Origin of the sequence: Streptomyces blattellae, from assembly GCF_009709555.1 — a bacterium.
Classification (GTDB): domain Bacteria; phylum Actinomycetota; class Actinomycetes; order Streptomycetales; family Streptomycetaceae; genus Streptomyces; species Streptomyces blattellae.
Genome location: NZ_WJBG01000115.1, coordinates 24,189 through 35,548, shown reverse-complemented (window position 1 = coordinate 35,548; position 11,360 = coordinate 24,189). Strand labels below are relative to the sequence as shown.

Below are 11,360 nucleotides of genomic sequence, written 5' to 3'. Positions count from 1 at the left end.
CGTGTGTGCCCAGCATGGGCGATTGCTTGGGGGTGGAAGTCCCCTGGGGGAAGAGGTGGTGCTAACCCCGAGCCGGAGGCAAGGGCGTCATCGTGAGGTGGGGTCTGGAGGAAGCCCGAGGCGAGACCTGGGTACCGAGGAACGCGAATCGCGTATGAGGCGTACTGGTCGGGTGAGCCTGCACGAGAAGGCGATGCCCGTCACTGCCAAGAGGGCCAGTGCGTAAACGCGGCGGGGATCCAGGGACAGTGATCGTTCTTACCTGGGGAGATCTGTCCGGGTGTCGGTTGTGCTGAAGTTGTCGCCGCGCCGACGGTCCGTGCCGGGAGGCGCGGGCTGACCGGGCAGAAGTCAGCAGAGGTCGTAGTACCAGCCGGGATGGCTGCCGGTGCGTGGCGGGCTGGGAAGGGCCGAACATCGAGTGGAACGGGTGATGTGGTGGTTGCTCGTGCTGGTCACGTGGACCGCAGTAAGTCCGCTTCGGCGGTGCCGACCGGGAAGGGACCGGTGCATTCCGGAAGTGTCCTGGCGGAGCGTAGTGGCCGGTCGGCGCACTCCACGGAGGGCGTTCACCGGGAGCGGGAGTCTTCGCTGTGGGAGTTGATGCTCTCGAAGGAGAACCTGCTCGCGGCGCTCAACCGCGTTGAAGTCAACCGGGGTGCTCCCGGGGTGGACGGCATGACCACGGCTGAGCTGAGGCCGTGGATCGCGGTGCACTGGCCCGAAGTGAGGGCCGAACTCGACGCGGGCATCTACCGGCCGGCGCCGGTCCGTCAGGTGATCATCCCCAAGCCTGGCGGCGGTGAGCGGATGCTGGGGGTGCCGCGGGTGCTGGACCGCTTGATCCAGCAGGCCATCGCGCAAGTGCTCGTGCCCATCTTCGACCCGCAGTTTTCGGGGTCGTCCTTCGGGTTCCGTCCCGGCCGGTCCGCCCATCAGGCGGTCCGTGTCGCGCGGCGGGCCATCGAGGACGGACACCGCTGGGTCGTGGACCTTGATCTGGACCGGTTCTTCGACCGGGTTCAGCATGACGTCCTGATGGCGCGGGTGGCGCGCAAGGTCGATGACCGCAGGGTCTTGAAGCTGATCCGCAGGTATCTGGACGCCGGGATCATGGTGGGCGGCATCAGGATGCCGAGCGCGGAGGGGACCCCCCAGGGTTCCCCGCTGTCGCCGGTCTTGTCGAACATCATGCTCGACGACCTGGACCGGGAGTTGTTCAAGCGCGGTCACCGGTTCGTGCGTTACGCAGACGACGTTCGTGTCTTCGTGCGGAGCAAGCGAGCCGCTTGCCGGGTGCTCGCCTCGGTCACGGCCGTGGTCGAGCAGCGGTTGAAACTGAAGGTCAACCGGGACAAGTCGAAGGTGGTCCCAGCTTCTGTCATGACGATGCTGGGGTTCGGCTTCTATTTTGCCCGGCGTGGGAAGGTTGGGATCCGCGTCGATCCGAAGGCGGTCGTCCGTCTGAAGATGCGGCTGCGGGAGCTGACCTCGCGCCGGTGGAGCATCGCGATGAACGAACGTATCGCGAAGATCAACCGCTTCATCGTTGGCTGGATGGGCTACTTCCGGCTCGCGGACGGTGCGCATCTGTTCCGCGAGCTGGACAAGTGGCTGCACCGCAGGATGCGGCAGATCCGTTGGAAGGAATGGAAGATCCCCCGGGCCCGCCGGGCCATGCTGCGCAAGCTCGGGTTCAACGAGCAGTTCTCCCGTGAGTGGGGGAACAGCAGCAAGGGCTACTGGCGGATCGCGGGCTCCCCCGTCCTCGCGCGGGCACTGCCCAACTCCTACTGGGACGACCTCGGCCTGAAGACGCTCAAGCCGACCTGGCAACGGTTGAGATCAGCTTGGTGAACCGCCGGATGCGTGACCCGCATGTCCGGTGGTGTGGGAGGAGGGCCGGGCGACCCGGCCCTCCTACCCGATTGTCGGTGGCAGCGGATAGCCTGCACGAACTGGGGTACGCCCAGCGAAGCCGAGGAGATCGAGGGGAGTCCGGGGTGCGTGTGCTGGGGGTGGACCCGGGGCTGACGCGATGCGGTGTCGGCGTCGTCGAGGGCGTCGCGGGCCGACCGCTCACCATGCTCGGCGTCGGCGTCGTCCGCACGCCCGCGGACGCGGACCTGGGGCACCGTCTCCTCGCCGTCGAGCAGGGCATCGAGCAGTGGCTGGACGAACACCGGCCCGAATTCCTCGCCGTGGAGCGGGTGTTCAGCCAGCACAACGTACGCACGGTGATGGGCACGGCCCAGGCCAGCGCCGTGGCCATGCTCTGCGCGGCCCGCCGTGGCATCCCCGTCGCCCTGCACACCCCCAGCGAGGTCAAGGCCGCCGTCACCGGCAGCGGTCGCGCGGGCAAGGCACAGGTCGGCGCGATGGTCACCCGCCTGCTGCGGCTCGACGGGCCGCCCAGGCCCGCCGACGCAGCCGACGCGCTCGCACTCGCCATCTGCCACATCTGGCGCGCTCCCGCCCAGAACCGGCTCCAGCAGGCTGTCGCCCTGCACGCAGCAAGAACAACCGCCTCGAAAGGTCGCCCGGCATGATCGCCTTCGTCAGCGGCACGGTCGCCGCCCTCGCTCCCGACGCCGCGGTGGTCGAGGTCGGCGGCGTGGGCATGGCCGTCCAGTGCACGCCGGACACCCTGTCCACGCTCCGCGTCGGCAGGCCCGCCAAGCTGCACACCTCGCTCGTGGTCCGAGAGGACTCCCTCACCCTGTACGGCTTCGCCGACGACGACGAACGGCAGACCTTCGAACTGCTCCAGACCGCCAGCGGAGTCGGCCCCCGCCTTGCCCAGGCCATGCTCGCCGTGCACTCCCCGGACGCCCTGCGCCGAGCCGTCACGACGGCCGACGAGAAGGCGCTCACCGCCGTCCCCGGCATCGGCAAGAAGGGCGCCCAGAAGCTGCTGCTGGAGCTGAAGGACCGGCTCGGCGAGCCGATCGGTGCCCCCGCGGTGGGTACGGCGATCAGCACCGGCTGGCGAGAGCAGCTGCACGCCGCGCTGATCGGACTGGGCTACGCGACCCGCGAGGCCGACGAGGCCGTGGCCGCGGTGGCCCCGCAGGCCACGGCGGCAGACGGCACCCCGCAAGTGGGCCGGCTCCTGAAGGCCGCCCTCCAGACCCTCAACCGCGCCCGCTGACCCCCCGACCCCGAGGCATACGCAATGAACTGGGACGACCCGACCGACACCCCCGCCGCCGAGCGGCTGGTGGGGTCGGTCGCCGACCGTGAGGACCAGGCCGTCGAGGCCGCGCTGCGCCCCAAGGACCTGGACGAATTCATCGGCCAGGAGAAGGTGCGCGAGCAGCTCGACCTCGTCCTGCGCGCCGCACGCGCGCGTGGCGCCACCGCCGACCATGTGCTGCTCTCCGGCGCCCCCGGCCTCGGCAAGACCACCCTCTCGATGATCATCGCGGCCGAGATGGGCGCCCCGATCCGGATCACCAGCGGCCCCGCCATCCAGCACGCAGGCGACCTCGCCGCGATCCTGTCCTCGCTCCAGGAGGGCGAGGTCCTCTTCCTCGACGAGATCCACCGCATGTCCCGGCCCGCCGAGGAGATGCTGTACATGGCGATGGAGGACTTCCGCGTCGACGTCATCGTCGGCAAGGGCCCGGGCGCCACCGCCATCCCGCTCGAACTGCCCCCCTTCACCCTGGTCGGCGCCACCACACGCGCGGGTCTGCTGCCGCCCCCGCTGCGCGACCGCTTCGGCTTCACCGCGCACATGGAGTTCTACGAGCCCGCAGAACTGGAGCGCGTCATCCACCGCTCCGCGCACCTCCTCGACGTCGAGATCGAGTCCGACGGCGCCGCCGAGATCGCCGGCCGCTCCCGCGGCACACCCCGTATCGCCAACCGCCTGCTGCGCCGCGTCCGCGACTACGCACAGGTCAAGGCCGACGGCATCATCACCCGCGACATCGCCTCGGTGGCGCTGAAGGTCTACGAGGTCGATGCCCGCGGCCTCGACCGGCTCGACCGGGGCGTCCTCGAAGCGCTGCTCAAGCTCTTCGGCGGCGGCCCGGTCGGGCTGTCGACACTCGCCGTCGCGGTGGGGGAGGAGCGGGAGACCGTGGAAGAGGTCGCCGAGCCGTTCCTCGTCCGGGAGGGGCTGCTGGCCCGCACGCCCCGCGGCCGGGTGGCGACGCCCGCCGCATGGGCGCATCTCGGCCTCACCCCGCCCCGCCCGGCCGGGGCGGGAAACGGACAACAGGACCTGTTCGGGACGTGAGGGCGGCCTGACGGCGAGGGCATTGGCCCGACAGGAACCCCGGTGCCATGCTGAGCGTTGTTCCTTGCGCGCGGACTCGCTTAGACTCCGCCGATGCCGCCTTTGTCGGCGGCGTACAGACCCCCAGCCATCAGGCCGCTCACCATCGCGGTCGCATGAAGGAAGTACCGACCCGTGAGTCTCGTGACCCTCCTCCCGTTCATCGTGCTCATCGGGGCCATGTTCCTGATGACCCGGTCGGCCAAGAAGAAGCAGCAGCAGGCGGCCGACATGCGGAACCAAATGCAGCCCGGCAGCGGCGTCCGCACGATCGGGGGCATGTACGCCACGGTCAAGGAGGTCAACGAGGACACGGTCCTCGTCGACGCGGGCCCGGGCGTCGAACTGCTCTTCGCGAAGAACGCGATCGGTGCCGTCCTGAGCGACGACGAGTACAACCGCATCGTCCACGGCATCGAGCACGACCTGAAGAGCGACATCGTCCCCGATGACCCCTCCTCCCTCACCGCCCCGGAGTCCGCCGACTCCGACGACACGCCGGTCGACCTGGGCAAGAACGACGCGGACGAGGAGCCGGCCGCCGAGACCACGGCCGCCGAGACCAAGGCGGACGAGGAGCCGAAGAAGACCGACGGCGACTCCGACGCGAAGTAGTCATACGCCGGGGTGCGCGGGCCGCTCGCGCGCGCCCCGGAACATGCGAAGCTCGTTGGGGATCCCGACACCATGTCATGGCCGCCCGTCCGCCGCGCGGCACGAGGCGGCCCGAGAGGGAGTACGAGAAGGTGGCAGCACCTAAGAAGGGCCGGAGCGCGAACGCCCAGAGCAAGCCGGGGCGCTCGCTGGCCCTGATCCTGATCGCCATCGTGGCGCTCACCGGCGGAATGTTCGCCTCCGGACACACCACTCCGCGTCTCGGCATCGACCTGGCCGGCGGCACGAGCATCACGCTCCGCGCGGAGCCCGAGGACGGCGACCAGTCCGCGATCAACCAGAAGAACATGGACACCGCGGTCGACATCATGAACCGCCGTGTCAACGGTCTTGGCGTCTCTGAGGCAGAGGTCCAGACCCAGGGCTCTCGCAACATCATCGTCAACATCCCCAAGGGCACGAACTCCGAGGAGGCCCGGGAGCAGGTCGGCACCACCGCCAAGCTGTACTTCCGTCCCGTCCTGGCCACCGAGGTCTCCGGCGCCGCCGCAGCCAGCCCGTCGCCCAGCGCTTCCAGCAGCCCCTCGGGCAGCGCCTCCAGCAGCCCCTCAAGCGACTCCACCGCCGACGACAAGGCGTCCTCGTCCGCGTCCCCGTCCGCCACCCCCTCGGCGTCCTCCACCACGCAGGGACGCCCGGCCACCGACGCGCTGAAGGCCGACCCCACGCCCAGCGACTCCGCCTCAACGTCCGCCAGCGACTCCGCGTCGCCGTCCGCCAGCGCCTCCCCGTCCCCGAGCGGCAGTGCCTCGGCGGACGACGAAGCCAGCAGGATCCAGGCGGAGTACGACGCGCTCGACTGCACCAACGAGGAGGCCCGGTCCACGGCGGGCGAGGGCGCCAAGCCCGCCGCCACGACCGTGGCCTGCGGCCAGAACTCGCAGGGCCAGTGGCAGAAGTACATCCTCGGCCCCGCCGAGGTCGACGGCACCGACGTCGACAAGGCCGAGGCCGTCTTCAACACGCAGACCGGTGCGGGCTGGACCGTCACCATGGAGTTCACGGGTGCCGGTAGCGACAAGTTCGCCGACATCACCGGCCAGCTGGCCCAGAACCAGTCCCCGCAGAACCAGTTCGCCATCGTCCTGGACGGCGAAGTCGTCTCCGACCCGTACGTCGACCAGGCGCTGACCGGCGGCAGTGCGGAGATCTCCGGCAACTTCAACCAGGAGTCGGCCCAGAGCCTCGCCAACATGCTGTCGTACGGCGCCCTGCCGCTGACCTTCAAGGAGGACAGCGTCACCACAGTGACCGCCGCCCTCGGCGGTGAGCAGCTGCAGGCCGGCCTGATCGCGGGCGCGATCGGCATCGCCCTGGTCATCATCTACCTGCTGCTCTTCTACCGCGGCCTGTCGATCATCGCCATTCCGTCGCTGCTGGTCTCCGCGATCCTCACCTACGTGATCATGGCGCTGCTCGGCCCGGCCATCGGCTTCGCGCTGAACCTGCCGGCCGTGTGCGGTGCCATCGTCGCGATCGGCATCACAGCGGACTCGTTCATCGTGTTCTTCGAACGGATCCGGGACGAGATCCGCGAGGGCCGGTCGCTCAGGCCCGCCGTGGAGCGGGCCTGGCCGCGCGCCCGGCGCACCATCCTGGTCTCCGACTTCGTGTCGTTCCTCGCCGCCGCCGTGCTGTTCACCGTCACCGTCGGCAAGGTCCAGGGCTTCGCGTTCACACTGGGTCTGACCACCGTGCTCGACGTTGTCGTCGTCTTCCTGTTCACCAAGCCGCTGATGACGATCCTGGCGCGCAAGAAGTTCTTCGCGAACGGCCACAAGTGGTCCGGCCTCGACCCGAAGGCCCTGGGCGCCAAGCCCCCGCTGCGCCGCACGCGCGGTCCCGCCCGTCCCACCGCCGGCCCTGTCGACCCGAAGGAGGCGTGAGATGTCGAAGCTCGGCAACCTCAGCGCCCGGCTCCACCGCGGCGAGGTCGGCTACGACTTCGTCCGCAACCGCAAGATCTGGTACGGCCTCTCGATCCTGATCACCATCACCGCGATCGTCGGACTGGCGGTGCGCGGTCTGAACCAGGGCATCGAGTTCCAGGGCGGCGCGGTCTTCACCACCCCGAAGACCAGCGCCTCGGTCTCCCAGGCCGAGGAGGCAGCGGAAGGCGCGTCGGGTCACGACGCGATCGTCCAGGAGCTGGGAACCGGCGGCCTGCGCATCCAGATCGCCGGCATCGACACCGACAGGGCCGACCAGATCAAGACCGAGTTGTCCAAGGATCTGAAGATCAACTCGGAGGACATCAACGCCGATCTCGTCGGTCCCAGCTGGGGTGACCAGGTCGCCGACAAGGCCTGGCAGGGTCTGGCGATCTTCATGGTCCTCGTCGTGATCTACCTGGCGATCGCGTTCGAGTGGCGCATGGCCCTCGCCGCACTGGTCGCCCTGATCCACGACATCACCATCACGGTCGGCATCTACGCCCTCGTCGGCTTCGAGGTGACACCGGGCACGGTGATCGGTCTGCTGACCATCCTCGGTTACTCGCTCTACGACACGGTCGTCGTCTTCGACAGCCTCAAGGAGCAGACGAAGGACCTCACCAAGCAGACCCGCTGGACGTACAGCGACATCGCCAACAACTCGATCAACAGCACACTGATGCGTTCCATCAACACCACGGTGGTCGCGCTGCTGCCGGTCGCCGGCCTGCTGTTCATCGGCGGCGGCTTCCTCGGCGCCGGCATGCTCAACGACATCTCGCTGTCGCTCTTCGTCGGCCTCGCGGCCGGTGCGTACTCCTCGATCTTCATCGCCACGCCGCTCGTCGCCGACCTCAAGGAGCGCGAGCCGCAGATGAAGGCCCTCAGGAAGCGCGTCCTCGCCAAGCGGGCGCAGGCCGCCGCGCAGGGCGAGACCGTGGCCGCCGAGATCATCGACGGGCCGCCCGCCGAGGAGCCGGAGGACGCCACTCCGGCCGTCGTCGGCCCGCGCAACCAGGCCGCTCCCCGCAACCAGGCCGCGCACCGCAATCAGGCCGCGCACCGCAACCGGGGCCGCGGTGGCCGCCCCTCCGGGAAGCGCCGATGACCGACATCGAAGAGCTGCTGCTCAGCCGCATCCGTGATGTGGCCGACTACCCGGAGCCGGGCGTGATGTTCAAGGACATCACCCCGCTCCTGGCGGACCCGGCGGCGTTCACCGCCCTCACCGACGCCCTCGCGCAGGTGGCCGAGCGGACGAACGCGACGAAGGTCGTCGGCCTGGAGGCCCGCGGATTCATCCTCGGCGCCCCGGTCGCCGTCCGCGCCGGCCTCGGCTTCATCCCCGTACGCAAGGCGGGCAAGCTCCCCGGAGCCACCCTCAGCCAGGCGTACGACCTGGAGTACGGCTCGGCCGAGATCGAGGTGCACGCCGAGGACCTCACCGGGGCCGACCGCGTCCTCGTCGTCGATGACGTCCTCGCCACCGGCGGCACCGCCGAGGCCTCGCTCCAGCTGATCCGCCGCGCGGGCGCCGAGCCCGCGGGCGTCGCGGTCCTCATGGAACTCGGCTTCCTGGGCGGCCGCGCCCGCCTGGAACCGTCCCTCGCGGGCGCCCCGCTGGAGTCCCTGCTCAAGGTCTGACCACCGCTGCGACGAACGGCCGTCCCGGTCCACCGGGACGGCCGTTTCCCGTGCGTCAGTCGCCGACGAACCCCAAGGCTCTCCCCCCCACGCAAACCTCCGGACACCCACAGGACACCTCCCGGAATGCCGGCGGCAGCCCCTCGCGTTTCTTCGGTAGACGGCCCTCACACCGGCTGAGGGCGATCCTGTGGCTCAGGATCGCTACCATGGGGTCTCCGGAGCCTGACCGGGGGACCCGGATCGCGCACGAGGAGCCCTCTTGCCAGACGAGGCCCAGCACCTGACCGCCGCCAAGCCCGAGCCCGTCTCGGGCCCCGTGGCCAAGCCCGCGCCGAACACGTCGAACGCGAAGAACGACACCCGCGGGCCGGTCGAGCATGCCCAGTCCACGCCCGTCGGCAAGCCGGCCGAGCAGTCGCGCCCCAAGCCGTCCCCCCCTGAGCGCCCGTCCACGCCCGCGGTCCGCCCCAACACCGGCCAGCCCGCCCGCTCCGGCTCCTCCAACCGCGTCCGCGCCCGCCTCGCCCGTCTCGGCGTCCAGCGCTCCAACCCGTACAACCCCGTCCTGGAGCCGCTGCTGCGGATAGTGCGCAGCAACGACCCCAAGATCGAGACGGCCACGCTCCGGCAGATCGAGAAGGCCTACCAGGTCGCCGAGCGCTGGCACCGCGGCCAGAAGCGCAAGAGCGGCGACCCGTACATCACGCACCCCCTCGCCGTCACCACGATCCTCGCCGAGCTGGGCATGGATCCGGCCACGCTGATGGCGGGCCTGCTGCACGACACGGTCGAGGACACCGAGTACGGCCTCGACCAGCTCCGGCGCGACTTCGGCGACGCCGTCGCGCTGCTCGTCGACGGCGTCACCAAGCTGGACAAGGTCAAGTTCGGCGAGGCCGCACAGGCCGAGACGGTGCGCAAGATGGTCGTAGCGATGGCCAAGGACCCCCGCGTCCTGGTCATCAAGCTCGCCGACCGCCTGCACAACATGCGCACCATGCGCTACCTCAAGCGCGAGAAGCAGGAGAAGAAGGCGCGCGAGACCCTGGAGATCTACGCGCCGCTCGCCCACCGCCTCGGTATGAACACCATCAAGTGGGAACTGGAGGACCTCGCCTTCGCGATCCTCTACCCCAAGATGTACGACGAGATCGTACGGCTGGTGGCCGAGCGGGCACCGAAGCGTGACGAGTATCTGGCCATAGTCACCGACGAGGTCCAGCAGGACCTGCGCGCCGCCCGCATCAAGGCGACCGTCACCGGACGCCCGAAGCACTACTACAGCGTCTACCAGAAGATGATCGTCCGCGGCCGTGACTTCGCGGAGATCTACGACCTGGTGGGCATCCGCGTCCTCGTGGACACCGTCCGCGACTGCTACGCCGCCCTCGGCACCGTGCACGCGCGATGGAACCCGGTCCCCGGCCGGTTCAAGGACTACATCGCGATGCCCAAGTTCAACATGTACCAGTCGCTGCACACGACGGTGATCGGCCCCAACGGCAAGCCGGTCGAACTCCAGATCCGCACGTTCGACATGCACCGCCGCGCCGAGTACGGCATCGCCGCGCACTGGAAGTACAAGCAGGAGGCCGTCGCGGGCGCCTCCAAGATCCGTACCGATGTGCCGAAGTCGTCCGGCAAGGGCAAGGACGACCACCTCAACGACATGGCGTGGCTGCGCCAGTTGCTCGACTGGCAGAAGGAGACCGAGGACCCGGGCGAGTTCCTGGAGTCGCTGCGCTTCGACCTGTCCCGTAACGAGGTCTTCGTCTTCACGCCGAAGGGCGACGTCATAGCGCTCCCGGCGGGCGCGACGCCGGTCGACTTCGCGTACGCCGTCCATACCGAGGTCGGCCACCGCACCATAGGGGCACGGGTCAACGGCCGTCTCGTGCCGCTCGAATCCACCCTGGACAACGGCGACTTGGTGGAGGTCTTCACCTCCAAGGCGGCCGGAGCGGGCCCCTCCCGTGACTGGCTCGGCTTCGTCAAGTCCCCGCGCGCCCGCAACAAGATCCGGGCCTGGTTCTCCAAGGAGCGCCGGGACGAGGCCATCGAGCACGGCAAGGACGCCATCGCCCGCGCGATGCGCAAACAGAACCTGCCGATCCAGCGCATCCTCACGGGCGACTCCCTCGTCACGCTCGCGCACGAGATGCGCTACCCCGACATCTCCTCGCTGTACGCGGCGATCGGCGAGGGACATGTCGCCGCGCAGAACGTCGTACAGAAGCTCGTTCAGGCCCTCGGCGGGGAGGAGGCCGCCACCGAGGAGATCGACGAGGCGGTACCGTCCCCCCGCGGCCGCAGCCGCAAGCGGCGCAGCAGCCAGGACCCCGGTGTGGTGGTCAAGGGCGTCGACGACGTCTGGGTCAAGCTCGCCCGCTGCTGTACGCCCGTCCCCGGTGACCCGATCATAGGCTTCGTCACCCGCGGTAGCGGAGTATCGGTTCACCGCAGCGACTGTGTGAACGTGGAGTCACTGTCCCGTGAGCCCGAGCGCATCCTCGATGTCGAATGGGCGCCCACGCAGTCGTCGGTCTTCCTGGTCGCCATCCAGGTCGAGGCCCTCGACCGCTCCCGACTGCTGTCGGACGTCACCCGCGTCCTGTCCGACCAGCACGTCAACATCCTGTCCGCGGCCGTCCAGACCTCCCGCGACCGCGTCGCCACCTCGCGCTTCACCTTCGAGATGGGCGACCCGAAGCATCTCGGCCACGTCCTGAAGGCGGTCAGGGGAGTGGAGGGCGTGTACGACGTGTACCGCGTGACATCGGCACGCAGCCGCTCGTAACCGTCGTACGAGCAGGAAGAAG

9 protein-coding genes are annotated in these 11,360 nt (G+C 69.4%); all 9 read left to right on the top strand.

The annotated features are described in order from the left end of the window. The first annotated feature begins 603 nt into the window (after positions 1–603). The gene (gene ltrA / locus GFH49_RS08260; protein ID WP_230396118.1) at positions 604–1,857 is read left to right on the top strand and encodes a group II intron reverse transcriptase/maturase; all 1,254 of its coding nucleotides are present in this window, start codon (positions 604–606) and stop codon (positions 1,855–1,857) included. A 146-nt stretch (positions 1,858–2,003) separates the two neighbouring features. Then, complete coding sequence (gene ruvC, locus GFH49_RS08255) at positions 2,004–2,549, top strand: crossover junction endodeoxyribonuclease RuvC (RefSeq protein WP_155055139.1); 546 nt, start codon at positions 2,004–2,006, stop codon at positions 2,547–2,549. Beyond that, positions 2,546–3,151, top strand: a complete 606-nt coding sequence (gene ruvA / locus GFH49_RS08250; RefSeq protein WP_155055138.1) for a Holliday junction branch migration protein RuvA — start codon at positions 2,546–2,548, stop codon at positions 3,149–3,151. The genes ruvC and ruvA overlap by 4 nt, the downstream gene beginning before the upstream one ends. A gap of 24 nt (positions 3,152–3,175) precedes the next feature. After that, on the top strand, positions 3,176–4,246 hold the full coding sequence (gene ruvB, locus GFH49_RS08245) for a Holliday junction branch migration DNA helicase RuvB (protein ID WP_155055137.1): 1,071 nt from the start codon (positions 3,176–3,178) through the stop codon (positions 4,244–4,246). A 174-nt stretch (positions 4,247–4,420) separates the two neighbouring features. Beyond that, positions 4,421–4,900: a preprotein translocase subunit YajC gene (yajC, locus tag GFH49_RS08240; RefSeq protein WP_155055136.1), complete on the top strand. Its 480-nt coding sequence runs from the start codon at positions 4,421–4,423 to the stop codon at positions 4,898–4,900. A 131-nt stretch (positions 4,901–5,031) separates the two neighbouring features. Next, the gene (secD, locus tag GFH49_RS08235; RefSeq protein ID WP_155055135.1) at positions 5,032–6,846 is read left to right on the top strand and encodes a protein translocase subunit SecD; all 1,815 of its coding nucleotides are present in this window, start codon (positions 5,032–5,034) and stop codon (positions 6,844–6,846) included. A gap of 1 nt (position 6,847) precedes the next feature. After that, complete coding sequence (gene secF, locus GFH49_RS08230) at positions 6,848–8,002, top strand: protein translocase subunit SecF (RefSeq protein WP_155055134.1); 1,155 nt, start codon at positions 6,848–6,850, stop codon at positions 8,000–8,002. Beyond that, positions 7,999–8,538 carry an adenine phosphoribosyltransferase gene (locus GFH49_RS08225; protein ID WP_155055133.1) on the top strand — a complete coding sequence of 180 codons (540 nt, stop codon included), beginning with the start codon at positions 7,999–8,001 and terminating at the stop codon, positions 8,536–8,538. The genes secF and GFH49_RS08225 overlap by 4 nt, the downstream gene beginning before the upstream one ends. 262 nt (positions 8,539–8,800) lie before the next feature. Continuing rightward, positions 8,801–11,338, top strand: coding sequence for a RelA/SpoT family protein (locus GFH49_RS08220; RefSeq protein WP_155055132.1), 2,538 nt, complete (start codon positions 8,801–8,803; stop codon positions 11,336–11,338). Positions 11,339–11,360 lie beyond the last annotated feature (22 nt).